Annotated in this window: 23 protein-coding genes and 2 tRNA genes; 13 read left to right on the forward strand and 12 right to left on the reverse strand. The window is 57.5% G+C overall.

Going from position 1 to position 22485, the window contains the following annotated elements; genetic code table 11:
* The first annotated feature begins 115 nt into the window (after nt 1–115).
* Nucleotides 116–727 (forward strand): NAD(P)-dependent oxidoreductase, encoded by a 612-nt coding sequence (locus tag V6R85_RS10015; RefSeq protein ID WP_080864212.1) that lies wholly within the window; start codon nt 116–118, stop codon nt 725–727.
* 12 nt (nt 728–739) lie between these two features.
* The gene (locus tag V6R85_RS10020; protein ID WP_003507634.1) at nt 740–1216 is read left to right on the forward strand and encodes a nuclear transport factor 2 family protein; all 477 of its coding nucleotides are present in this window, start codon (nt 740–742) and stop codon (nt 1214–1216) included.
* Nucleotides 1217–1284: 68 nt separating this feature from the next.
* Here the strand turns inward: V6R85_RS10020 and V6R85_RS10025 are convergent, their stop codons facing one another.
* From V6R85_RS10025 to rlmB, 4 genes are all read right to left on the reverse strand, one after another.
* On the reverse strand, nt 1285–2649 hold the full coding sequence (locus tag V6R85_RS10025) for a PepSY-associated TM helix domain-containing protein (RefSeq protein ID WP_111834758.1): 1365 nt from the start codon (nt 2647–2649) through the stop codon (nt 1285–1287).
* Nucleotides 2650–2696: 47 nt separating this feature from the next.
* Nucleotides 2697–3101 carry a DUF2946 family protein gene (locus V6R85_RS10030; protein WP_003507644.1) on the reverse strand — a complete coding sequence of 135 codons (405 nt, stop codon included), beginning with the start codon at nt 3099–3101 and terminating at the stop codon, nt 2697–2699.
* A gap of 177 nt (nt 3102–3278) precedes the next feature.
* On the reverse strand, nt 3279–3671 hold the full coding sequence (locus V6R85_RS10035; RefSeq protein ID WP_003507645.1) for an acyl-CoA thioesterase: 393 nt from the start codon (nt 3669–3671) through the stop codon (nt 3279–3281).
* A gap of 76 nt (nt 3672–3747) precedes the next feature.
* Entirely contained in the window at nt 3748–4635 is an 888-nt protein-coding gene (rlmB, locus tag V6R85_RS10040; RefSeq protein ID WP_111834759.1) for a 23S rRNA (guanosine(2251)-2'-O)-methyltransferase RlmB, read from the reverse strand.
* A 209-nt stretch (nt 4636–4844) separates the two neighbouring features.
* Here rlmB and V6R85_RS10045 point away from each other — a divergent pair.
* The 5 genes from V6R85_RS10045 (at nt 4845) to V6R85_RS10065 (ending at nt 8946) form a co-directional block, all read left to right on the forward strand.
* Nucleotides 4845–4929, forward strand: a tRNA-Tyr gene (locus V6R85_RS10045).
* A gap of 25 nt (nt 4930–4954) precedes the next feature.
* A tRNA-Gly gene (locus V6R85_RS10050) sits at nt 4955–5028 on the forward strand.
* Between the two features lie 253 nt (nt 5029–5281).
* Complete coding sequence (locus V6R85_RS10055; protein ID WP_111834760.1) at nt 5282–7492, forward strand: sensor histidine kinase; 2211 nt, start codon at nt 5282–5284, stop codon at nt 7490–7492.
* On the forward strand, nt 7485–7940 hold the full coding sequence (locus V6R85_RS10060; protein WP_003507648.1) for a response regulator: 456 nt from the start codon (nt 7485–7487) through the stop codon (nt 7938–7940). The genes V6R85_RS10055 and V6R85_RS10060 overlap by 8 nt, the downstream gene beginning before the upstream one ends.
* Nucleotides 7941–7953: 13 nt before the next feature.
* Nucleotides 7954–8946, forward strand: a complete 993-nt coding sequence (locus tag V6R85_RS10065; RefSeq protein WP_003507649.1) for a sensor histidine kinase — start codon at nt 7954–7956, stop codon at nt 8944–8946.
* A 53-nt stretch (nt 8947–8999) separates the two neighbouring features.
* Here V6R85_RS10065 and V6R85_RS10070 read toward each other — a convergent pair whose 3' ends face one another.
* Nucleotides 9000–9425, reverse strand: a complete 426-nt coding sequence (locus V6R85_RS10070; protein ID WP_223564862.1) for a response regulator — start codon at nt 9423–9425, stop codon at nt 9000–9002.
* Between the two features lie 157 nt (nt 9426–9582).
* Between V6R85_RS10070 and V6R85_RS10075 the strand changes: the two genes are divergently transcribed.
* Genes V6R85_RS10075 through V6R85_RS10085 form a run of 3 tightly spaced genes read left to right on the forward strand, consistent with a single transcriptional unit; the run spans nt 9583 to nt 12516 of the window.
* Nucleotides 9583–11037 carry a sensor histidine kinase gene (locus tag V6R85_RS10075; protein WP_060726368.1) on the forward strand — a complete coding sequence of 485 codons (1455 nt, stop codon included), beginning with the start codon at nt 9583–9585 and terminating at the stop codon, nt 11035–11037.
* Entirely contained in the window at nt 11034–11471 is a 438-nt protein-coding gene (locus V6R85_RS10080; RefSeq protein WP_003507653.1) for a response regulator, read from the forward strand. The genes V6R85_RS10075 and V6R85_RS10080 overlap by 4 nt, the downstream gene beginning before the upstream one ends.
* 4 nt (nt 11472–11475) lie before the next feature.
* Nucleotides 11476–12516 carry a sensor histidine kinase gene (locus V6R85_RS10085; protein ID WP_060726367.1) on the forward strand — a complete coding sequence of 347 codons (1041 nt, stop codon included), beginning with the start codon at nt 11476–11478 and terminating at the stop codon, nt 12514–12516.
* 85 nt (nt 12517–12601) lie between these two features.
* Here V6R85_RS10085 and V6R85_RS10090 read toward each other — a convergent pair whose 3' ends face one another.
* From V6R85_RS10090 to V6R85_RS10120, 7 genes are all read right to left on the reverse strand, one after another.
* Nucleotides 12602–13312 carry an anti-sigma factor gene (locus tag V6R85_RS10090; protein ID WP_003507657.1) on the reverse strand — a complete coding sequence of 237 codons (711 nt, stop codon included), beginning with the start codon at nt 13310–13312 and terminating at the stop codon, nt 12602–12604.
* On the reverse strand, nt 13309–13851 hold the full coding sequence (locus V6R85_RS10095; RefSeq protein WP_003507660.1) for a sigma-70 family RNA polymerase sigma factor: 543 nt from the start codon (nt 13849–13851) through the stop codon (nt 13309–13311). Before V6R85_RS10095 ends, V6R85_RS10090 begins: the two co-directional genes overlap by 4 nt.
* A gap of 125 nt (nt 13852–13976) precedes the next feature.
* Nucleotides 13977–14408: a DUF2177 family protein gene (locus tag V6R85_RS10100; protein ID WP_003507662.1), complete on the reverse strand. Its 432-nt coding sequence runs from the start codon at nt 14406–14408 to the stop codon at nt 13977–13979.
* 77 nt (nt 14409–14485) lie between these two features.
* Nucleotides 14486–14863 (reverse strand): DUF2147 domain-containing protein, encoded by a 378-nt coding sequence (locus tag V6R85_RS10105; protein WP_003507664.1) that lies wholly within the window; start codon nt 14861–14863, stop codon nt 14486–14488.
* Between the two features lie 27 nt (nt 14864–14890).
* Nucleotides 14891–16123 carry an SAM-dependent methyltransferase gene (locus tag V6R85_RS10110; RefSeq protein WP_003507666.1) on the reverse strand — a complete coding sequence of 411 codons (1233 nt, stop codon included), beginning with the start codon at nt 16121–16123 and terminating at the stop codon, nt 14891–14893.
* Complete coding sequence (locus V6R85_RS10115; protein ID WP_060723326.1) at nt 16110–16928, reverse strand: DUF1365 domain-containing protein; 819 nt, start codon at nt 16926–16928, stop codon at nt 16110–16112. The genes V6R85_RS10110 and V6R85_RS10115 overlap by 14 nt, the downstream gene beginning before the upstream one ends.
* Nucleotides 16925–18298: an NAD(P)/FAD-dependent oxidoreductase gene (locus V6R85_RS10120; protein ID WP_111834761.1), complete on the reverse strand. Its 1374-nt coding sequence runs from the start codon at nt 18296–18298 to the stop codon at nt 16925–16927. Before V6R85_RS10120 ends, V6R85_RS10115 begins: the two co-directional genes overlap by 4 nt.
* 189 nt (nt 18299–18487) lie before the next feature.
* Between V6R85_RS10120 and V6R85_RS10125 the strand changes: the two genes are divergently transcribed.
* The 3 genes from V6R85_RS10125 (at nt 18488) to V6R85_RS10135 (ending at nt 22450) form a co-directional block, all read left to right on the forward strand.
* Complete coding sequence (locus tag V6R85_RS10125) at nt 18488–19276, forward strand: DUF1295 domain-containing protein (RefSeq protein ID WP_111834762.1); 789 nt, start codon at nt 18488–18490, stop codon at nt 19274–19276.
* Nucleotides 19273–20298, forward strand: a complete 1026-nt coding sequence (locus tag V6R85_RS10130) for an SAM-dependent methyltransferase (protein ID WP_111834763.1) — start codon at nt 19273–19275, stop codon at nt 20296–20298. Before V6R85_RS10125 ends, V6R85_RS10130 begins: the two co-directional genes overlap by 4 nt.
* A 301-nt stretch (nt 20299–20599) precedes the next feature.
* Nucleotides 20600–22450 (forward strand): ABC transporter ATP-binding protein, encoded by a 1851-nt coding sequence (locus tag V6R85_RS10135; RefSeq protein ID WP_003507676.1) that lies wholly within the window; start codon nt 20600–20602, stop codon nt 22448–22450.
* The last annotated feature ends 35 nt before the right edge of the window (nt 22451–22485 follow it).

The raw sequence follows: 22485 nt of genomic DNA on the forward strand, positions 1-22485 counted from the left end.
CGCCGTGTGACCTGATCAGCGGCGGCTGACTTCTTGCGGCCGGGGTTGCGATATCATAGCTTTCATTAGCGGTCTATTATTTAGACCAATAACGATACCGACAAAGGAAGAAGTCATGGCTAAAATCGCGCTCATCGGAGCCTCCGGCAATGCCGGATCCCGTATTCTGAAGGAGCTTTCCGACCGGGGCCACAAGGTGACGGCGATCGCCCGCAGCCCTGAAAAGATCGCCAGCCTGCCGAACGTGGTGGCAAAACAGGGCGATGTTTTCGATCGGGCAGGGCTTTCGGAGCTGCTTAAAGGTCACGATGCCGTGATCAGCGCGGTGCACTTCACCGCCAGCGATCCCGTGACGCTGATCGAGGCCGTGCGCGCCTCCGGCGTTCCCCGTTACCTCGTGGTGGGTGGTGCCGGCAGCCTTGAAATCGCACCGGGTCAGCGCGTTGTCGACCTGCCGGATTTCCCGGCCGCCTACAAGGCCGAAGCGACCAAGGGCGCGGAGTTTCTGGACCGCCTGAGAGGGGAAAAACAGCTCGACTGGACCTTCCTGTCGCCATCGGCCGAATTTGTGCCGGGGGAAAGAACCGGCAAATTCCGTCTCGGCAAGGATGGGCTTCTCAGCAATACCGAAGGCAGCCGCATTTCCTTCGAGGACTACGCCATCGCGCTTGTCGATGAAATCGAGAAGCCGCAGCATTCCCGCCAGCGTTTCACCGTCGGTTATTGAGAGGTATCACCCATGAATTTCGTGACACGTCGTCTTGCCATCGCCGCTCTCGCTCTTGCGCCTGCATTGATGGCCGCTCCGGTCCTGGCCGAAACCGCCAAGCGGGATCTCGCCCAGGAAGAGGCCAACCGCAAGCTGGTGATCGAGTTTTACGATACCGTTTTCAATAAGCATGAAGTGGAGAAGGGGGCTGCCGTCATTGTCGACAGCTATAAGCAGCACAACCCCATGGTGCCGGATGGCAAGAAGCCGTTCGTGGATTATTTCACCGGTCACTTCAAGGAAAACCCGCAGTCGAAGGCGCGCATCGTGCGCAGCGCCACGGATGGCGATCTCGTCTATCTGCATATTCATTCGACCGAAAAAGACGGCGATCGCGGTACGGCCATCGTCGATATCTTCCGCGTCACCGACGGCAAGATCACCGAGCACTGGGATGTGATCCAGCCCGTTCCGGAAACGGCGGCGAACAATAATACGATGTTCTGAGGGCAGCCCCTCGACGCCTCACCGATGACAAGGGAACAGCCGGGATTTTCGCCCGGCTGTTCCCATTTTCAGATTGTGCGCCGTTTCTGACGGGACTGTATGATCAGGTCTAGCACGAGCATGACCAGCAGGCTCGCGCCCACCAGCGGGAAAATGACGCCGCCGATGGCGAGCATGACCAGCAGGCCGCGAAGCACGCGTTTTTCCTGCGGCAGGGGCGGCACTCCGAGCGACCCTTTCGGACGGCGTTTCCACCACATGACGCCGGCGGACACGGCAAGCAGCACAATGCCGATACAGGCCGCCAGAAGCACGATCTGGTTGGCGAGGCCATATTGCTGTCCCAGATGCACGTTGATGCCCCATTCCAGCGCCTTGCCGAGCGGGCCGTAATCGGCGTAGCTCATGTCGATCAGCGGCTCTCCGCTATATTGATCGAGGTGCACAACGCGCTGTTGACCGAGATCATCGGGATAGACCGAACCGCTATAGACGCCGGTCGGTTTTCCCGGCAGGGCGACGGCATAACCGGCGGCAAGGCCGAGTGCATCGAAACGTGCGATCGCCTCGTCGATTCCGATCGGCTGGCCTTCGGAGGCGGCGGTGGATTCCGGTATTTTTGCCTGCTCCAGCGACCAGCTTGTCTTCGCCACATGATCGAGATGGTCTCCGGACATCGGAACATCGGTACGGATGCCCGCCGGGTACCCGAAGTTGCTGCCATTCGCCCATTCATTGATCTTCGCGCCCCATACGCCCGACCAGGGCATGCCGGTAACCGCAAGAAAGACGATGAAAAAGCCGACGAAAATGCCGGTGACGGCATGGGTATCGCGCCAGAAGACCCGTTTTTTTGGCGTGCCGCGCACGGTGACGACTCCACCCGTCTGCTTTCGCGGCCACCAGAGATAGATGCCGGTGGCGAAAAGAAGGATGGACCAGCCGGCCGCGATCTCGATCAGATAGCGGGCATAGGCGCCGAAATATTTCGGGCTGTGGAGATAACGGATCGTCCACATGATTGTGCCGCGATCCGGCAGGGAACCGGCCACCTCAGCGGTGTAGGGGTTTACGTAGACGGCCTGCTTTCCAACCGCGGTACTGACGGTGATTTCCGTCGAAGCACCCGGATCGGCCGGTGTCGTATATTTGACGGCGGTGCCGGGAACGGCCGCGAGCGCTGCGGCAACGATCTCGGAAGGCAGGGCTTTTGGCGCGTTTTGCGCTACCTCGATGCGCTTCAGGTCGGAATGGATGAGATTGTCGAACTCGTCCCGGAAGAGATAAAGCGCGCCGGTGACGGCGAGCGATATCATGAAGGGCAGGACGAGGAGACCGGCATAAAAATGCCAACGCCACACGGCGCGGTAAAGATTTGCGGACGAGGAATGCGCAGGCGCACGCTCGCCCTCGAAAGAGGTCGTAACGGACATGGATGTCTCCGCAAGAGAATGGATTTTCCGGCAGGCCGGACGGTGTTCTAGCGTTGCGGAGCGAAGGGCGGCGCGCGTGGGCGCGATTCCAGATTGGGCGGCGATGGCGACAGCACCGCGTCGAAATTCAAAAAGGCGACTTCGACCGCCGGGAGAATATTGTCCGCGCCTTCGACGGGAATAACCGGAAGAGCGGCGGCCGTGGCCGAGGCCAGACGGCAGAGCGTGCCGCAACAGTCATCGGCGATCTTGCCCGCCGGGTCGTGTTTGTCCGAGCCGCCTTCAGGCATATGGCTGGAACAGATGATCTCATCCGCCGCCAGCGCGGCCATCGCCATATTGCCGCTGGTCAGGCCATTGGCGAGACCCTGCAAAAGGAAAAGCAGAACCGCCAGCATGGCGATGGCGCCAGCCGAACTTCTATCCTGCATGATCCTGCGAATGAATCCCATGGGATCGGAATGTCATATTTGCGGCGAGATGTCACCGCGACACAATGACGGCAGGGGAGAGACAACAGGGATCGCATCGATGAGGAATGATCCTGACAATGCGCGAGATGTCTATGCTGCCTGCTGTATATGGCGTTTGAGCTGAGAGCGGCACTGGAGCCCAGTGCCGCAACGCGATTATTCCGCTGCGGGAATGGGCGTGGGTTGTCCGTTTTCGTCCATTGCCACCATGATGAAAGTTCCGGCGGTGACTTTCTCCAGCTTGTCATAACGCGACCGCTGCGCCCAGGCTTCCACCGTGAGCGTGATGGACGTGCGGCCAACGCGGGCGATATCGGTATAGATGGACAGCGTGTCGCCGATCTTCACCGGCAGTTCGAAGGCCATTTCCTTGACCGCTGCCGTGACCACACGACAGCGGGAGCGTTCCGCGGCGCGGATGCCGCTCGCCAAGTCCATCTGTGACATGACCCAGCCGCCGAAAATATCACCGGCCGGATTGGCGTCGGCTGGCATGGCGAGCGTTCTGAGAGTCAGCTCGCCGGTCGGTTTGATGGTCGGGTTGGTCATGTTGAGATTTGCTCCATGCGAATGACAAAGGCGCAGCATGCGTTGCGCTTTGCGATTTCGCAAGGAAGGGCAAGCGTCAGGACGACGCTTTGCCCAGAAATTGCTGCGTTGCATAAAGGGCGATGGCCGCCGCATTCGAAACATTGAGCGATTTGATCTCGCCCGGCATGTCGAGACGGGCAAGCGCCGAGACGGTTTCGCGCGTCTTCTGGCGCAGGCCCTTGCCTTCGGCGCCCAGCACCAGTGCGATTTTTTCACCGCTAAAGGTCTGTTCGATGGGGGCGGGGCCTTCCGAATCCAGACCGACGGAGAAGAAGCCGAGCTTGTGCAGCTCGCCCAGCGCATCGGCCAGATTGGTGATCTGGATATAGGGAATGAGTTCCAGTGCACCGGAAGCCGATTTCGCCAGCACGCCTGACTCGGTCGGGCTGTGGCGCATGGTGGTGATGACGGCGCCGGCGTTGAAGGCGACCGCCGAGCGCATGATGGCCCCGACATTGTGCGGATCGGTGACCTGATCGAGCACGAGGATGAGCGGGCTGTCCTTCAGCGCGCCGAGCCGCTTGACCGGCAGGGGCCTGGTTTCCAGCATCACGCCCTGATGGATCGCCTCGGGGCCGAGAACCTTGTCGATGTCCTGCGGCGAAACCATCTCGACCGGGAAGGGCTGGGCATCCGCCTCGCCGATATCCAGACGCGCGAAGGCGTTCTGGGTGACGGATAGCTTGATGAGTTGCCGTTCGGGATTGGCAAGCGCCGCGCGCACGGTATGCAGGCCGTAAAGATGCACCTGATCGGGCGCAAGCTGCGGCGGCTTCCAGTCATCAGCACCGCGGTTCCGGCGCTTCGGCTGCTGCGGGGTCGGAATTTCGCCCCGCTCGCGTTTGGCGTCGCGCACGGCACGGCGCAGGGTGGCATAGTGCGTGTCGCGGGTGGATTTGTTGTTGGGATCGTCTTTGCTCATGGCGCCTTATATCTCTGCAAAGAGGCGCGCACCAGCCCCCGCGATAATCCACAGGGCTGCAAACAGGTTTGAATTTTTTCCCGAAAATTCGTGAAAGGGCGTGTTGACAGAAACGAACGAGGCCGTCATATACGCGCCACAGACGACGCAACGGCGCTTCGCCGCAGCGAAATCTGAAGAGCTTGGTTGCTCGATCCTAGCAGAAAGCTGGAGGGATGCCCGAGTGGTTAAAGGGGACGGACTGTAAATCCGTTGGCTACGCCTACGTTGGTTCAAATCCAACTCCCTCCACCATTCTGCACGGATCGAAATCACCACCGCGGGTATAGCTCAATGGTAGAGCAGCAGCCTTCCAAGCTGAATACGCGGGTTCGATTCCCGCTACCCGCTCCAGTGACTTTTCCAAAAAGATCATTGACGTCCAACAAGCGCCGATTTTGCTGCGCCAGCGCCCGGATTTCTTATCGCGTGATTGTTTCAATCTATGGCCGCGTGAACGTCCTACGTTTGCGTAACCGGAAATCCGGTGGAAATCATTCGGCAATTTTGCGAAAACGAGCGTTTACATCCCCGCAATAATCAATAGGTTGGCCGCATCTTTTGAGCAGGTCGAACGTTCTCGCAAAAAGAGCGGCTGGAGAAAGTTATGAGTTCAAATACGCCGAAACTGGATAGTTGCGGCGCAGAGCCCATCCACATTCCCGGTGCTATTCAGGAACATGGAGCCCTTTTGGTTCTGTCCGCGCGGGAACTCTCCGTTGTGCAGGCGAGCGATAATCTTGCCGATTATATTGATGCGGCCCTACCAATCGGTGCCGTCGTCACCGAAACAATCTTGCCGTTCATCTCTGAACTTTCCGTCTGGTATTCCGGCGAAGAGAGCAATTTCCGATATGCATGGGCTGAAAAGAAACTCGTTGTTTCGGCGCATCGATCCGGGACTTTGGTTATTCTCGAGGTCGAAAAGGCAAGAGAGGGCGAGTCGGCTGAAAAGCTGATGGGCGAACTTACGAATCTGGCGCAATATCTGAACAGCGCGCCGTCGCTGGAGGATGCGCTTTTTCGGACGGCGCAATTGGTGTCTTTGATCAGCGGTTATGATCGTACGCTGATCTATGACTTCGGACTGGACTGGAGCGGTCATGTCGTGGCGGAAGCCGGAAGCGGGACTTTGCCGTCTTATCTCGGACTTCGCTTTCCGGCGGGCGATATCCCGCCGCAGGCGCGGCAGCTCTACACCATCAATCGCCTGCGAATGATTCCCGATGTCGATTATAAGCCCGTCCCGATCAGGCCGCCGGTGAATGCGGAAACGGGAGCAGTGCTCGATATGAGCTTTTCTCAGCTTCGCAGTGTGTCGCCGGTTCATCTCGAATATATGCGCAATATGGGTACGGCCGCTTCGATGTCGGTGTCGATCATCGTCAATGGCGCTCTCTGGGGCTTGATTGCCTGCCACCACGCTACACCCCATTCGGTATCCCTTGCCGTCCGTGAAGCCTGCGATTTTGCCGCGCAGCTCCTGTCGATGCGGATCGCCATGGAGCAGAGTTCCCAGGATGCATCCCGCCGGGTGGAGCTTGGCCACATTCAGGCGCGCCTGCTGAAGGGGATGGCTGCTGCCGAAAAATGGGTTGATGGACTGCTTGCGGGTGACGATGAAAAAAACGACCTGCTGAAACAGGTGGGAGCGGACGGCGCGGCACTCGTTCTCGGCGACGACTATGAGCTGGTCGGCAGGACGCCGTCACGGCAGCAGGTTGAAGAGCTTGTCCTATGGCTCGGTGAGCAGGACGTTGCCGATGTTTTTGCAACCGACAACCTATCCGGCGATTACGCCGCCGCTGAGGCCTATGCCGCCACCGCAAGCGGAATTATTGCGATGCGGGTTTCGGAGTTGCACGGCAGCTGGCTTATCTGGTTTCGGCCGGAAGTCATAAAAACGGTACGCTGGGGCGGTGATCCGCACAAGACGGTGCAGGAGAGCGGGCGCATTCATCCCCGCAAGTCTTTTGAAATCTGGAAGGAGCAATTGCGCAACACGTCATCTCCCTGGTCGGAGCCCGAGCTTGCGGCAGCGAGGGAGCTTCGCAGTGCGATCATCGGCATTGTCCTGCGCAAGGCCGAGGAGATGGCAGATCTGACGCGGGAATTGCAGCGGACCAATAAAGAGTTGGAGGCCTTTTCCTATTCCGTTTCGCACGACCTGCGTGCCCCGTTCCGTCATATCGTCGGGTTTGCGCAGTTGTTGCGGGAGCGCAGCAATGCCCTGGACGAGAAATCCTCGCATTATCTGCAGATGATATCAGAGGCGGCGCTGGGCGCCGGCAGGCTGGTGGATGATCTCCTGAATTTCTCACAGCTTGGTCGCACGCAACTGTCCCTGAAACCGGTGGATATGCAGAAGGTGGTGAGCGAAGTTCGTCGCTCTCTCGGGCACGCTGTTGCCGATCGCGAGATCGAGTGGCGCATCGGCGAGTTGCCGGTGATATTCGGGGATGCGACCCTGCTGCGGCAGGTCTGGTACAATCTCATCGAAAATGCCATCAAATATTCGTCCCGGGAGCCGGTCTCGATCATCACTATTTCTGCGGTCGAAACCGAGGACGACGTCACTTACTCGGTCGAAGATAATGGTGTTGGCTTCGATATGGCCTATTACAGCAAGCTTTTTGGTGTGTTCCAGAGATTGCAGCGGGTAGAGGATTTCGAGGGAACGGGCATTGGACTTGCGCTGGTCCGACGAATTGTCGAACGCCATCACGGTTTGGTCGGTGCCGAGGGAACTGTCGGTGAGGGAGCCACGTTCTTCTTCACATTGCCGGTTACGAAAGTTGAAGAGGAAAAAATTGCCTGAACTCAGACCCATTCTGCTGGTGGAAGATAATCCACGCGATCTGGAACTAACGCTGACCGCTCTTGAGAAATGCCAGCTGGCGAATGAGGTGGTGGTGGCACGCGACGGTACGGAAGCACTCGACTATCTGAATGTAACCGGTAGCTATCATAACCGCCCGGGCGGTGATCCGGCCGTGGTTCTTCTTGATCTCAAACTCCCGAAAGTGGACGGGCTTGAGGTTTTGCAGACGGTCAAGGGCAGCGATCACTTGCGGCATATTCCAGTCGTCATGCTGACGTCGTCGCGAGAAGAACAGGATCTCGTCAGGAGCTACGAACTCGGCGTGAACGCATTTGTCGTCAAGCCTGTGGAATTCAACCAGTTCTTCAAGGCTATACAGGATCTTGGCGTCTTCTGGGCTCTCCTGAACGAACCGCCGCCGGGTGCACATCGCAATGGCGGATGAGACTGTGTCGCGAATGGAGGCAAGCAGACTTCTTCTCCTCGAAGACAGTTCGGTGGATGCCGAACTGATCGAAGAACAGCTTTCACGTCTTTCGACGCCGCCTGCGGTAACGAGGGCCGTTGGCAAGGCATCGTTCATCGAGGCGTTGGAAAAACAGCAGTTCGATATCATTCTCGCGGATTTCTCTTTGCCGGACTTCGATGGCATGTCGGCGCTCGATGTCGTTATGGCGACAAGACCCGATACGCCGTTCATTTTCGTGTCCGGTGTTTTAGGTGAGGATGCGGCCATCGATGCATTCCGGCGCGGCGCGACGGACTACGTCCTCAAGCAACGGCTTGTGAGACTGCCATCCGCTGTGGAGCGCGCCCTGGCGGAAGCTCGGGAGAAACAGGAGCGAAAACGGGCGGAGCTGCACAAGGAGCTGCTCGTCCGCGAGCTAAGCCATCGTGTCAAGAATACGATGGCGATGGTCATATCGATCATCCGCAGAACGGCGAAAGGCAGCACCTCGATCGAGGATTATCAGGAACGGCTGGTGGCCCGCGTAAGCGCTCTGGCCGAAAGCCACGCCCTGCTTTTTCAGAGCAATTGGGGTGAGACGGATTTGAGAGATGTCGTGAAGCGCGCGATCGAGCCGCATAATACCTTCACGAGCAGGGTCGAACTCGACGGTCCGGATGGCGTTCATGTATCGCCAAAATCCGCTCTGGCGCTGGGAATGATCCTGCACGAGCTGGTGACTAACGCGCAGAAATACGGTTCCCTTTCCGGTGCGAACGGAAAGGTTGACGTTGTCTGGAAAAAGCTTCGTGACGGAGACGGACGCGACCGTATCAATCTGCGGTGGCGGGAAAGCGGAGGCCCGCCGGTCTCAATGCCGGAAGACACGGGCTTTGGAACCACCCTTGTAACAAGGGGCGCGCAATACGAATTGCAAGCGGAAAGTGAAATTCGCTACGACCGCGATGGCCTGCAATATCAGGTCATCTTTCCCCTGGACTAAGTCGCCACATGAAAAGAAGCGGCTTGGGGCACCGGACCGAGATTAGCCCCGCCCTAGTTGGTCAGTAAAAACTCATTTGCCAGAACATGCGAGAGATTGTCGAAATCGCAGGGTTTGGAGACGACGGTAAGCCCGTCCAGCTGCGCACGCACTCCGGGTATTTCCGCATATCCGCTGCATATGACGAAAGGGATATTTGCCGCCTTGAGCTCCTCGATGACCGGGAAGGACAATTCGCCTCTCAGATTGAGGTCAATGACTGCGCCGTCCAGATCAGTGGCGTTTATTTTTTCCAAGGCCGCGCCAATGTGCGAAACGGGCCCGACGACGTTGACCCCCAGATCGGAAAGAAAATCCTCCATATCCATCGCCAGAAGCGCGTCGTCCTCCAATACGAGGATTTGTTTTCCCTGGAAATTATAGCTCATCGTTATCGCATTCTCGTCAGTTCGGCTCAGTCGGGCACTGCCAATCAACATTGCAAAACCCCTAAGTCCCAAACTGGTTCCTTCCATAAATAAAAAGAAAACAGTCGCCTCTGATGTCGTCGTATTCTAGTTTGCAACTTTAATTCGTGCCTACCGGGAATGTATTTCTGTGATTGGTTTTTCACCGTTTGCCCAACGAAGCCTTTTGATGCTTGCCGTGGGTGTTGCGATTTTGATTGGCATGGTCTCCATGTCGCTGTGGCTGGTGCAGGTGAATAACCGCTATTCCCAGGAAACAGCGGAACTCCGACGTTTTCGTGCCGCTGTTTTGGATGTGCTGACGACGATGCAGGACATCGAAACCGGCCAGCGGGGATATCTGCTGACCAATAATCGCGATTATCTCGTGCCTTATGAAGAAGCCCTGCGTGGCTTGCCCCAACGCCAGTCAAGACTTTTCGATCTTCTGACGGAAGACGAGCAATACAAGCAGTCTCTTTCGGGTTTGAGGCAGACAATCGACGCGAAGCTGGCTGAAACCCGTGAGACCATCGATTTGCAGCGTTCGGGCCGAATAACGGAGGCGGTTGAGGTCGTCCGTAATAATGACGGCAAACGCTTCATGAACGAGATCAGGAGTATTCTGTCGGACCTGCAATCGGACACAGATGATCGCCTGCGCATCATCGTTGCGGATCAACTCGGGGCTGCCAATAAGCTGCGCTGGGTAACGGTCGGCGGTGCGCTCGCTATCCTCATTGTGGTCGGTGGTTCGATCTTCCTTGTCTTCACCTATATCCGTGCCCTGAACAGGTCGCGGGAGGATGTCGATGAACTCAATCGTCATCTTGAAGAACGTGTCGAGGAAAGAACGCGGGATCTTCGCCGCGCCAATCAGGAAATTCAGCGCTTCGCATATATCGTGACGCATGACCTGCGCGCGCCGCTCGTCAATATCATGGGCTTCCTATCCGAATTCGATACTTCGCTGAAGCCGGTAACGAGTTATGTTCTCGCAGATGGCAAGTCTCTCCCGGAGGACGTTATTCGTGAGGCGCGGCTGGCGGTTGAAGAGGATATTCCAGAGGCTATCGGCTTCATCCGCTCGTCCACCCGCAAAATGGATCAGCTGATCAACGCTATCCTGAAAATATCCCGCGACGGCCAGCGAAAGCTGCAGCCGGAGAAAGTCGACATAGAAACGTTGCTCTCGTCACTGTCTGAGACGGTACGCCACCAGATCAACGCCAATGGCGGCGAGATCGAAGTCGACACGCCGAAGCTGACGATCGTGACCGACCGGATATCTCTCGATCAGATACTCGGAAATCTCTTCGATAACGCGGTGAAATACCAGATGCCTGGCCGCCCGCTGAGACTGACGGCCCGGGCCTATCCGGCTGGACGTGGAGCTATTTGTATCGAAGTCGCCGACAACGGGCGCGGTATTGGCGAACAGGACCTCGAACGGGTTTTTGAGCTCTTTCGGCGGGCGGGCAATCAGGATCAGCCGGGAGAGGGCATTGGTCTTGCGCATGTTCGTTCGCTAATCAGAAATTTAGGGGGTGACATTAAAGTCGAGTCTAAACTTGGCGAAGGCAGCACGTTTATCCTGCTGATGCCGAGTGACCTCAGACGCGTGACGAAGGAAAGCGACAAATGAAAGCGACCGGTCAGGAAGTAACGATCGTGATGATCGAAGACGACGAAGGCCATGCTCGGCTGATCGAGAAAAACGTGCGGCGCGCCGGCGTGAACAACGAGATCGTGCCTTTTACGCTCGGCGCCAAGGCACTGGACTTTATATTAGGCGAAAGTCGGGATGGGCTTGTCAGCAAGGACCGTTATCTTCTCGTCTTGCTCGATCTCAATCTCCCCGACATGTCGGGCATCAATATTCTCGAGCAGATCAAGAGCAATGAATATACACGCCGTTTGCCCGTGGTGGTTTTGACAACGACCGACGACGAGACTGAAATTCAGAAATGCTATGATCTTGGCGCGAATGTTTATATAACCAAGCCGGTCGATTATGAGGGCTTTGCCAATGCCATCAAAAATCTCGGCCTGTTCTTTTCCGTAATTCAGATACCTTGAAGGCATGATGGCTTTGCGCGTTTTGTATGTCGATGACGACCCGGCTCTGGCGCGGCTTTCCAGCCGCGTTCTCGGTCGTCACGGTATGGAGGTGGTTCATGCCACCTCCGTAGCTTCCGGCCTCGAGCTTTTTCGAAACGGGCAGTTCGATGTTGTCGTTCTCGATCACTATTTCCAGACCGCGACGGGCATGGAATTTCTTGCCGCGATCCAGACGATACCGGCAAGGGCGCCAGTTCTCTATGTGACGGGGTCCAACGAGGCCCAAATCGCCATAGATGCGCTCAAGGCGGGTGCTGCCGACTACGTCATCAAGAATGTCGGGGACGACTTCTTTCCGCTTCTGCTTACAGCCATCGAGCAGGCATTGGAAAACCATCGCCTGCGCCAAACGAAGGAAGAGGCCGATCGTTTGCTGGTAAAGGCCAAAGAGCACGCGGAAATGATGGTGAAGGAGATGAACCATCGTGTCGCGAACAGCCTGTCGCTGGTGTCGGCGATGATCCGTCTGCAAATAAACACCCTGAAATCGCAGGAAGCGGAAACCGCGTTATTGGAAACGCAAAGCAGGATTTCGGCCATCGCCGGCGTGCACCGTAGCCTCTATAATACCGCCAATGTCGGATTGGTCTCCCTGAGTTCCTATCTGACCTCTATCATCGGCGACCTGTTCCAGGCGGTGCCCGGCTCTTCTTCCGTCACGGTCGAGACTTCGCTTTGCGAAATCGATCTCAAGGCTGATCATGCCGTGGCGCTTGGTGTCATCATTACCGAGCTTCTGACCAATGCGCTGAAATATGCCTATCCTGACCAGACCGGTACGGTTCGCGTCAAACTCTCCGAGGATAGTGGGCAGTTTGTTCTGCTGGTGGAAGATGACGGCGTCGGCGTGTCGTCGGATTCGACTCCGCGTGGCACAGGCCTCGGTACCAAGCTGATCATGGCGATGGCGCAGAATATCGGTGCACGTGTCGAGCAGACCCATACACATCCCGAGCTGAGGCAGGGAACGCGTTTTACTATGACATGGCATGAGAAGCGGTAAGGATTGATTTTCCGCTCTCACCAGCGCCAGTAATGAGAGCCGCGCAGAAGCTTCGCTCAGGCGATGCTAAAACCGGTTTGAAACCTCACAGATGCCGCGCGGTGCCGACAGCGATGACTGGGCCGGTTGCCTGACCGGTCGGAGAGCCTCCGAAGGGTTCCACGCTGATTGCGAAGGTCGTGCCATCCGTTATGGTGCCGCGCATGTCGGCGGGAATGATGAGGTCGCCGTTCGTGCCCGGCTGGAAAACGCCAAGCGAGCGGGTCTTGCCGCCATCCATGACGAGCCACAATTCCAATGATTTTTCGTCCGTCTTGCCGGTTGCGACCGGTACGATACGCATCCGGCCCGATTCCGCATCGTAGGACGCGAGGAGATTGACCTGACTGTCGGTTGTCGCAAGCTCGGCCACAAGCGGGGTGGTATCCGGCCGTTGGTCGGGGAACGCAGCATAGACGACGGCAGCGACGGCGGTTGCGCTGGTGGCGACTGATATCCAGCGCCAGAAAGGCGCGGAGTTCCAGAGACTGCCATTGGTATTGACAGCCCTGCTGCCAAACAGGCGCTCTTCGATGCGGGCAAGGACAGTCGGGCTCGGTGTCTGTTCCTGATACTCGGCGTTGAAGTCGGAAAACTCCGTTTCCCAGCGCTGCACGAGTTGCGCGAAGGCTTCCTCGTCCTGGATGCGCCTTTCCACCTCGCGGCGCTTTTCGAGCGGCAGAACGCCCAGCACATATTCGCCGGCGAGGATTTCGTCGCGCGTGTGCATTCCGCCACTCTGGTCGCCCGTTGTCATCGCTGCATGCACTCTCTGAGTTTGAGAAGACTGCGCCGGAGCCAGGTTCTGACCGTGTTCAGAGGCACGCGCAATTCGTCGGCGAGTTCAAGATAACTCAAACCTTCGACATAGGCACGACGTACCGCCTGTGCGTGCACAGTCTCAAGTTCCCGCATGCAGTCATCGATCCTGCGGCCTTCATCCACCAGAACGACCTGCTGCTCGGGATCGCGGATGCTCTCATCAACGAGATCATAGGCCTCGTCAATGTCATCGCTTGCGGGTTTACGCGCACGGATGGTGTCTATCGCGTGGTTGCGGGCGATGGTGGCAAGCCATGTCGCCGGTTTGCCGGCGCTTACGGCAAATGTTCGGGCGCGCTGCCAGACCTTGATATAGATTTCCTGCAGCGCCTCTTCGGCTTCCATTTTGTCCCGCAGGATTTTTAGGCAGATCGCAAAAAGCTTCGGGCTTGTTGCCTGGTAAAGCGAGACGAATGCTGAACGATCACCCATGCCGACGCGGTTGATAAGCGTTGCGATCTCTTTGCCCTGCATTCGAACCTTCCTTGCTGTCCTTCCTTTATAGGGTCGTCTTTCGGAAGAAGACAAGAGATGCTTGGGGCGTTCGCTACATGGACTCCCTTTGAGCGTCGGGCGCAAGCCGCAGGTTATGACAAGTGTCATGACAGACCCGCCGAGTTTTCAAGCGGGCCGATGAGGCGGACCGTGACGAGATAACCGATGATGGCCGCTGCCGCCGAGACGAAGGTTCCCCACAGTAGATCGGCAACAGTCAGGGTGGTGGACCAGTTCTTCAGTGTGGCCTGATTGGTCAGATCATAGGTGGCATAGGCCATGAAGCCCACCGCTGCGCCATAAAGCAGAGCCGTGGTCCATTCGCCCGAAATCAGAGCCGGACGAACGGCGAGAAAAGTGAGGCCGGCGGCGTAGATGAGATAAAAGACGATTGCCGGAGCAAGGCGGAAATTTTCCGCCAGAAGATCGCCGATGGCTGGCCGGTAAAGACGCGACGCCATGGTGCTCAGCCAGATGAAATCGATCACCAGAAATGCGATGAGGGTGAAGGAATAAGCGGCAAGGTATGTCTTCATCGGTGTTTCCTTTGCCTTTGATCAGGCGACGTTTTTTTCGGGATGACGAGAATAAAGAGAAGCGATTTGAGTATGCGCTAGTCGATCCTGGTCCAGCTTATGCCCTTGCACAGCAGGCCGGCGACGATGCAGCCTTTCGTGGTCATGTTATTGCCCGCGACCGTCACCGTTATCTTGTAGGATTTTTCCCGTTGCGGGTCGAAGGCGGTGCCGGAATAGCTGCCCGCCTCGCTCTGCTTGATGTCCATGATCAGGCGATCACCGGTCTTTTCTTTTGCGGTGCCAGGTTTGATCCATGTATTCGTGGCGCATATTTTCTCGCCGCAGGGCGCGATCAGCACTTTCGCCTTGCCGTCGCCGCGCGCCCAGTTTCCGTCAATCTCGCCTGCTGCCGCACCGAGGCCCGCCAGCGTCGGGAAGAGGGCGGGTACAATTGCCAATCTGCTGATTTTCATTGTCTTTCTCCGCTTGTTCGCCCCGCCTCATCCGTGTTCTATCGTGTATAGGCCGACATTTATGGTTCCCTCGGCAAAACCCGCTTCGCAGTAGCAGAGGTAATAGTCCCACAGCCGCCGGAAGCGCTCATCGAAGCCAAGCAGGGAAATCGTTTGCCATCGGGCGTGAAAACGCTGGCGCCATTCCGACAGTGTGAGCGCATAGGACTGGCCGAAAAGCTCCGTCTCCGTGAGTTTCAGGCCGGTTTGTCCCATGGCTTTTTCAAGCGCTGAATCGGAGGGCAGAAAACCGCCCGGGAAGATGTATTTCTGAATGAAATCGGCCTTGCGCCGATAGGTGTCAAAGCGGCTTTCTTCAATGGAGATAATTTGCAGCACCGCACGGCCGCCGGGTTTCAGGCAGCGTTTCAGCGTTTCGAAATAGCTTGGCCAATAGGCTTCGCCGACAGCTTCAAACATTTCCACCGAGACGATATTGTCGAATTGACCCTGCACGTCGCGGTAATCCTGCAGCCTGAGATCGATCCGGCCCGCGTTGTTTTCTTTCTCCGCCGCATTTTCTGCCCAGCGCAACTGGGAGGGGGAAAGGGTGATGCCGGTCACGTTTGTATTGTGCTGCGTGGCGAGATGGATGGCGAGTGCACCCCAGCCGCAGCCGATTTCGAGTACGTTGTTATTTCCGGTCAGCTGTAGCTTCTCCGCAATGCGCTCGAGTTTCTTGCGTTGCGCGGCCTCAAGGCTGGTGGTGGTTTCGTCGAAAATCGCCGAGGAATAGAGCATCGTGGGATCGAGCCACTGCCGGTAGAACTCGTTGCCAAGATCGTAATGCGCCTCGATATTGCGGCGGCTGCCGCGTCTGGTGTTGGCATTCAGCCCGTGTGCAAGCCGGTTGATGAGACGCATGGGCAGGCTGCCGCGCATCGACCTTGCAAATGCCTCGCGATTTTGAGCAGCGAAACGGATGAGCGCTGTCAGGTCAGGCGTAGACCAGTCATTTTCGATGAAACCTTCCGCAAAGCCGATATCGCCGTTGACGAGCAGCCTGCGGATGGCCCGCCAGTTATGCAGCACGAGAATGGCTTCGCTACCTTCCGAATCGCCCGATTTTTCGATGTTTCCACCGCCAGGAAGGGTTACGCGCAGTCGGCCGCGCTCGATATTGTTCAGCAGCCGGCTGATGAGCCATGTGCCCATGCCGGCACGACCGTTGAGGCGAGTGCCCTGCGTCGATAATTCAGAGAGATTTTCAAACGGGGTCATGAATTCTGGCCTCGATTTGCGACGATGATGGATGAACGAATGAGACGGGTTCGGCGGGCGGCGGCGGACGTTTTTTGAGCCGCACGCCTTTCAGCCAGATTTTAAGGGCTTCCCAGTGAATGCCGAGAACGACCTTGAGCGTCAGGAACGGGATGGTGACGAAGGCTTTGAGCAGAGCGCGATCGGTCAGCTCGACGCGCCGGGCAAGATGACGGGCCGTCAGGACCACGCCGTCATCGTCGAAAGTTTCGATGACGATCTTCAACCTGTCACCTGGCGGAATGACGCGGAAAACATAACGTAGGTCCATGTCCATGAAGGGCGAGACATAGAAAGCCTTGTCGCATCGCTGGACGATCTCGGTCTCTTTGCCGGCCTCCACCGGGATCAGATAGGAATGCCGTTGCCCGAAGGTGTTATCCACCTCCCAGAGGATGGCTTTCAGCGACGTGTCGCGCCCATAGCAGAAGAACACGCTCAGAGGGTTGAAAGCCCAGCCGAGCAGGCGCGGCATGGTGAGAAGGCGAATAGGCCCTCCATCCACGGCGATACCCGCCGCCGTCATCGCTGTCTCTATCTGCCGGCGCAGGCCAATCGCGCTGCCGTCGCCACGGTCCCTGCGATGAAAAGAGAAGAGGTTGAACCGGTCCACGGAAAAAAACCGCAATTTCCGGTCGAGCGTCTCAAGTTCATCGAGATCGAGAAGCAGCGAATAAATCCGGTAGGCCAGTTTGTGGATTTTCGGCTTGAAGCGCGCATGGGTCACATTGCCCGGAAAAAGCGCTGACGTGAAGGGAGGCGTCATGCTGTCGCCTCCATGAGTTTCGTGTCCGTCGCAATGGTTTTCAAATCCAGGCGAATGATCCGGCCGCTATCGTCGGCAACCTTCCATGGCCGTGTCACCCCGCCTAGATCTTCGGCAACCGCAAGCCCGGCCTGAAGTCCGTCCTCGTGAAAACCCGATCCGAAATAAGCGCCGCAGAACCAGGTGTTTCGCAGGCCCTGCAAAGCCCAAAGCTCCTGACGCATCTGCTCTGTGCCGGCGTCGAAAACGGGATGGTGATAGGTTTCCTCGGCGATGATCTTTCCTTGATCCGGTTCCCGGACCGGGTTCAGCGTTACGAAAGTGTCCGGGGTTTCTCCCAGCGGCTGAAGCCTGTTCATCCAGTATGTGATGCTTGGTTGGCCCGCCTTAATGCGCGTATCGGCAACATAGTTCCAGCTTGACCAGGCAGCGCGGCGACGGGGCATGAAACTGCTGTCGGTGTGAAGCACGGCGCGGTTTTTCGTATAGCCAAAGGCGCCGAGGATGCGCTGTTCAGCGGGCGAGGCGTCCGTGAGCATATCCAGCGCCTGATCTGCATGGGTTGCCATCACCACGTCATCGAAGCGGGCAGTTTTCCCGTCCGCGGTGGTGAGTTCGACGCCGCGCGGAAGGCGGCGAATGCGTGTCACCGGTGTCGAGAGGCGAATTCGATCCGCAAATGGCGCCGTGATGCGTTTTACATATTCGCGCGAGCCACCGACAACGGTGCGCCAGACCGGTCGATCGCGCAGCAACAGCAGGCCGTGATTGCGGCAGAATTTGATAAAATGCGCAGCCGGGTAACGGCCGACCTCCATGGCCGGCGTGGACCATATGGCTGCCGCCATGGGGTAAAGATGATCGTCGCGGAACGCCGATCCGTACCGGTTGTGCGTGAGATATTCGTCGAGCGATATATTGCCCATCAAATGCAGGTCGCGAGGGGCATTGCGGTAAAACCGAAGGAGGTCCGCAACCATCGCCCAGAAACGTGGTCTGAGCACATTTCTCTTCTGTGCCAGCAGGCCAAGACCGGTTCCACCGGAATATTCAAAGTCGCCATTGTCGAGGGAAACGGCAAAAGACATGTTCGACGCTGCGGTCGGTACGTCAAGCGTTCGAAAAAGCGCGGTGAGATTGGGATAGGTCCACTCGTTATAGACAATGAACCCGGTATCGACATGAGCCGGTCCTTTATCCGTATCGAATGTCACCGTGTTGCTGTGGCCGCCGACGCGATCAGCCGCCTCAAAGACCGTGACATCGTGCCGTTTCGACAAAAGCCACGCTGCCGACAGGCCGGAAATTCCTGTTCCCACAATTGCGATGCGGTGCCGGCTATCTTTTTGTCTCGTTTCCGTGTCGGTCATCTATCCTCGCCATCGCATTACAGAAATTTGCCTTGGGACAGCGCAGATACGAGGGAGGGGGCGGATAAGTTTCAGCGGCTGGTGTTTTTTTGGAATCTTTTCCGAAACCTGAAACTCTTTTGCCGGTTCGGTCGTATTTGCCATCACGAAACCCGGTCTCCATCTGTTCAAACCGCGAGCGAAATAGTGATGTTGTCTGTGATCCTGACGCTTGCCATTCTCATGTCGCTTCTGATGGCAGGCGCGTGGGCGCTGCAGAGAGCAACCGGTTCGAGCGGCTGGATCGACACCGTCTGGTCGGCGAGTGTCGGGTTTGGCGGAGTTTCGGCAGTTTTATTCGCGGAAGGAGACGGCTGGCGGCGCGCGGTCGTATTTTCTCTTGTCGTCGTCTGGTCGTTGCGACTTGCCGGGCATATAGGCATGCGCACGCAGGGCGGCGGAGAAGATCCCCGTTATGCAAAGCTCATCAAGCAATGGGGCAGCGCAGCCCCTCTCAGACTTTTCATCTTCCTCCAGATACAGGCCATTGCCGCTTTCGTGCTCGTTCTTGCGGTTTATCTCGCTGCCGGCAACGGCCAGGGTTTTCCGCGTCTCATCGATGTTTTCGCCACGGCGGTCGCTTTTGCCGCACTGGCTGGTGAAGCGCTCTCGGATGCCCAGCTTTCAAAATTCAGGAAAACGCCGGAAGCAAAAACCGGCGTCTGTGAAACCGGCCTTTGGCGTTATTCCCGCCATCCCAATTATTTCTTCGAATGGCTTTTCTGGTGCAGTTTCCCGCTGCTCGCCGTTCAGGAGCAGGTCTTGTCCTGGGCGTCGCTTGCTGCACCCATCATGATGTACTGGCTGCTCGTCCACGTCTCCGGCATTCCGCCGCTTGAAGAGCACATGTTGAAATCGCGCGGAGAGAGGTTCCGCGTCCTGCAACGCCGCGTCAACGCCTTCTTTCCGGGGCCGCGCAAGAACGAGGAAACGCCATGAATATGCTCGCCTTCGCCATCAATGCCGCAGAACGCGCACCGCTCACTGACGCGGTCACACTGGCCGGTATAGATATGCTCTGCGTGCGAACGAAACGGCGGCTTTCAAATATTCCCGATGATGCCGAATTGGCCTTTGCGAAGGATATGGCGACGTTTCCCATCGCCAGCCACACCGACGAGGCGAACAGACAACATTACGAAGTCCCAGCGGAGTTTTTCTCGCTGGTTCTCGGAGCGCAGCGCAAATATTCCTGCTGTTATTATCCCGACGCCACGACGACGCTGGATGAAGCCGAGACCGTGGCGCTTTCCGAGACAGTGGCCCATGCCGGGCTGCGTGATGGCATGGATATTCTGGAACTCGGCTGCGGTTGGGGTTCGCTTTCCCTGTATATGGCGGGCCGATTTCCCAATGCGCGGATCACATCCGTTTCGAACTCAGCATCGCAGCGTGACTACATAATCGGCTGCGTCCGGGAGCGCGGCTTCTCCAACCTTTCGGTGGTAACCGCCGACATGAATGATTTCACGACAGGCAATCGTTTCGATCGAGTCGTGTCGGTGGAGATGTTCGAGCACATGTCGAACTGGCAGATGTTATTCGAGCGGGTTCGTTCCTGGCTGCAGCCGGAAGGCAGGTTCTTCCTGCACGTCTTCAACCACCGTGACCGATCCTACCGTTTTGACCACAATAATCCGGCAGACTGGATCGCCCGGCACTTCTTCACCGGCGGTATCATGCCTGCCTTCGATCTTCCCCATCGTTTTGGGAAGATTTTCACTGTAGAACAGGACTGGCGATGGTCCGGTCTACATTATCGACGGACAGCTCTTGATTGGCTGGCGAATTTTGACCGGGAGATTGACCGTGTCCGGCCGATCCTGAAGCGCGTTTACGGAAACGACGCGCGACTGTGGGAACGCCGCTGGCGACTTTTCTTCCTCGCAACCGCCGGGCTGTTCGGGCATCAGGGTGGGGAGGTCTGGGGTGTCGGACATTACCTTCTGATGCCCAGTTAAGGTTGAAACACTAAAAAAAAGGCGCTGTGTTCGCCCTTGAAAATCGAAGACAACCGTTAAACGTTGATTTTGCGCCGTTTTGCCTTGTCTGCTCTCCATTGCAGGCATGTTCACCCGCAATCATTTTCGCTGCTTCGACTTGCCGATGATCGGCATGATCGTGCGAACGTTTCATTTCACGCCATGTTCAGGGCGCGCACCAGCTATTCTTTACAATTGAGGTCAAGGGCCGGTCATGGTTCCATGCCGGACGCGTAGCTGATTCCTCCCCGTCGATGCCAAACCGCGATCCGAGAGGCCCATGTCGATTTCAGATACGATTTTTCGCCCTTTCGAGACGCTGATACGGCCGCTCGACATTCCCTTCCGGCCGCTGCCGTCGAAAGGCCCCGTCGCGGTGCTGTTGCATTTCATTGAGATGTTTCGCGGCGTCCTCATTGCTCTTGCCCTGTCGTCCATGGCGGTGGAAGCCATCAACCTGTCGATCATCTGGGGATTGTCCGTTATCGTTGATGGCGTGACGGCGCAGGGGGCGGAGGCTTTTCTGCGCGATGAATGGCCGCTGCTTACCGTCCTTGGGTTGTTGATCTTTCCCGCCATGCCGGTGGCTTCGTTTCTTCTCAATACGCTCAATTCGCACACGCTCGGCATCGCCATGCCGGTGGCCATCCAGTGGCAGGGCCACAAGGCCGTGGAGCGGCAGGATCTGGCATTTTTCCATGAGCTCTACGCCGGACAGGTCGCCTCGCGTCTTTCGCAGGTCTCGTCAGCCGTTCAGCAGCAGATCATCAACGCATTCCAGATCGGACCGCGTTTTCTGCTGCAGATGATCGGCTCTCTTGCGCTTCTTGCCGCCTTGTCCTGGCAGCTGGCGCTGCCGGTGTTCATCTGGATCGTGCTGAATGTGGTTCTCGCCGTCAAACTGGCTCCCGTCTTCACGGAACGGTCACGCCGGTCGGCGAAACAAAAGAGCCTTGTCTCGGGCGCGATTACCGATCTCTACAGCAACATGCAGATGATCAAGCAATTCGCTGCCGAAGACAGCGAGGCGGGCGCAATCCGCCGCATTCTGAACAAGGCGGTGCAGACGCAGCACAGGGAGCAGCGTGTCTACCGCGCGTCTGAGCTGGTCGTGGTTGCGCTCAACATGGCGTTGTGGCTGGCGATCCTGTCGGTGGGGTTTTCCGGTCTGGTGAAGGGGGTCATCACGGTCGGAGAATTCGTCGGCGCGGTCTATATATTGCAGCGGCTGTCAGGGCACACATTCACCTTCCTGCAGATGGGCCAGCAGATATTCCAGGCGATCGGCACCATCAAGGATGCCATGCCTGTGATGACGACGCCGCCGACCATTACCGACAGGGCCGGTGCGGCGGAGCTGAATGTCGCGCGTGGAGATATCGATTTCAACCATATCCGCTTTGCTTACAAGTCCGGCAGACCGGTGATCGATGATCTGTCGCTCAAGGTCCGCGCGGGAGAGAGGGTCGGGCTGGTGGGCCTGTCTGGCGCGGGAAAAACGACGCTGGTCAATCTGCTCCTGCGGTTTTACGACATTCAGGATGGCGCCATCTGCATCGACGGTCAGGATATTCGCGAGGTCACGCAGATGAGCCTGCGCCGCAATATCGGGGTGATTGCCCAGGATGTGGCGTTGCTGCACCGGTCGGTTGGCGACAATATCCGCTACGGGCGACCAGAGGCGACGCGGGAGGAGGTGGAGCAGGTGGCGAAAGTGGCGAAGGCCGATGCCTTCATCGCCGATCTCGCCGATAGTGAGGGGCGAAAAGGATATCTCGCTTTTGTCGGAGACCGTGGCATCAAGCTTTCCGGCGGGCAGCGGCAGCGGGTCGCCATTGCGCGCGTGCTGTTGAAAGACGCGCCTATCCTGATCCTCGACGAAGCCACCTCCGCCCTTGATAGCGAGTCCGAAGCCGCCATTCAGGACAAGCTCAATCTGGTGATGGAGGGCAAAACGGTGATTGCCATTGCGCACCGCCTGTCGACCATTGCACGAATGGACCGGATCATCGTGCTGGATCATGGCCGGATTATCGAAGAGGGCAGGCCGGAGGAACTGGTCGAGCAGGGCGGGCTGTTTGCGCGGCTCTGGAAACGCCAGATCGGCGGGTTTATTCCGGAAGACGAGTGATCAGCAGACGCCGCATTGGGGGACGCCGAGGCGAT

It is taken from the genome of Agrobacterium sp. CCNWLW32 (assembly GCF_037083425.1).
In the GTDB taxonomy this organism is placed as follows: Bacteria; Pseudomonadota; Alphaproteobacteria; order Rhizobiales; family Rhizobiaceae; genus Agrobacterium; species Agrobacterium radiobacter.

What these genes read in the sequence shown, in the direction of transcription:
- V6R85_RS10015 (WP_080864212.1), top strand. Translation starts at nt 116, where the DNA reads ATGGCTAAAATCGCGCTCATCGGAGCCTCCGGCAATGCCGGATCCCGT.
- V6R85_RS10020 (WP_003507634.1), top strand. Translation starts at nt 740, where the DNA reads ATGAATTTCGTGACACGTCGTCTTGCCATCGCCGCTCTCGCTCTTGCG.
- V6R85_RS10025 (WP_111834758.1), bottom strand. Translation starts at nt 2,649, where the DNA reads ATGTCCGTTACGACCTCTTTCGAGGGCGAGCGTGCGCCTGCGCATTCC.
- V6R85_RS10030 (WP_003507644.1), bottom strand. Translation starts at nt 3,101, where the DNA reads ATGGGATTCATTCGCAGGATCATGCAGGATAGAAGTTCGGCTGGCGCC.
- V6R85_RS10035 (WP_003507645.1), bottom strand. Translation starts at nt 3,671, where the DNA reads ATGACCAACCCGACCATCAAACCGACCGGCGAGCTGACTCTCAGAACG.
- rlmB (WP_111834759.1), bottom strand. Translation starts at nt 4,635, where the DNA reads ATGAGCAAAGACGATCCCAACAACAAATCCACCCGCGACACGCACTAT.
- V6R85_RS10055 (WP_111834760.1), top strand. Translation starts at nt 5,282, where the DNA reads ATGAGTTCAAATACGCCGAAACTGGATAGTTGCGGCGCAGAGCCCATC.
- V6R85_RS10065 (WP_003507649.1), top strand. Translation starts at nt 7,954, where the DNA reads ATGGAGGCAAGCAGACTTCTTCTCCTCGAAGACAGTTCGGTGGATGCC.
- V6R85_RS10070 (WP_223564862.1), bottom strand. Translation starts at nt 9,425, where the DNA reads ATGTTGATTGGCAGTGCCCGACTGAGCCGAACTGACGAGAATGCGATA.
- V6R85_RS10075 (WP_060726368.1), top strand. Translation starts at nt 9,583, where the DNA reads ATGCTTGCCGTGGGTGTTGCGATTTTGATTGGCATGGTCTCCATGTCG.
- V6R85_RS10080 (WP_003507653.1), top strand. Translation starts at nt 11,034, where the DNA reads ATGAAAGCGACCGGTCAGGAAGTAACGATCGTGATGATCGAAGACGAC.
- V6R85_RS10085 (WP_060726367.1), top strand. Translation starts at nt 11,476, where the DNA reads ATGATGGCTTTGCGCGTTTTGTATGTCGATGACGACCCGGCTCTGGCG.
- V6R85_RS10090 (WP_003507657.1), bottom strand. Translation starts at nt 13,312, where the DNA reads ATGACAACGGGCGACCAGAGTGGCGGAATGCACACGCGCGACGAAATC.
- V6R85_RS10095 (WP_003507660.1), bottom strand. Translation starts at nt 13,851, where the DNA reads ATGCAGGGCAAAGAGATCGCAACGCTTATCAACCGCGTCGGCATGGGT.
- V6R85_RS10100 (WP_003507662.1), bottom strand. Translation starts at nt 14,408, where the DNA reads ATGAAGACATACCTTGCCGCTTATTCCTTCACCCTCATCGCATTTCTG.
- V6R85_RS10105 (WP_003507664.1), bottom strand. Translation starts at nt 14,863, where the DNA reads ATGAAAATCAGCAGATTGGCAATTGTACCCGCCCTCTTCCCGACGCTG.
- V6R85_RS10110 (WP_003507666.1), bottom strand. Translation starts at nt 16,123, where the DNA reads ATGACCCCGTTTGAAAATCTCTCTGAATTATCGACGCAGGGCACTCGC.
- V6R85_RS10115 (WP_060723326.1), bottom strand. Translation starts at nt 16,928, where the DNA reads ATGACGCCTCCCTTCACGTCAGCGCTTTTTCCGGGCAATGTGACCCAT.
- V6R85_RS10120 (WP_111834761.1), bottom strand. Translation starts at nt 18,298, where the DNA reads ATGACCGACACGGAAACGAGACAAAAAGATAGCCGGCACCGCATCGCA.
- V6R85_RS10125 (WP_111834762.1), top strand. Translation starts at nt 18,488, where the DNA reads ATGTTGTCTGTGATCCTGACGCTTGCCATTCTCATGTCGCTTCTGATG.
- V6R85_RS10130 (WP_111834763.1), top strand. Translation starts at nt 19,273, where the DNA reads ATGAATATGCTCGCCTTCGCCATCAATGCCGCAGAACGCGCACCGCTC.
- V6R85_RS10135 (WP_003507676.1), top strand. Translation starts at nt 20,600, where the DNA reads ATGTCGATTTCAGATACGATTTTTCGCCCTTTCGAGACGCTGATACGG.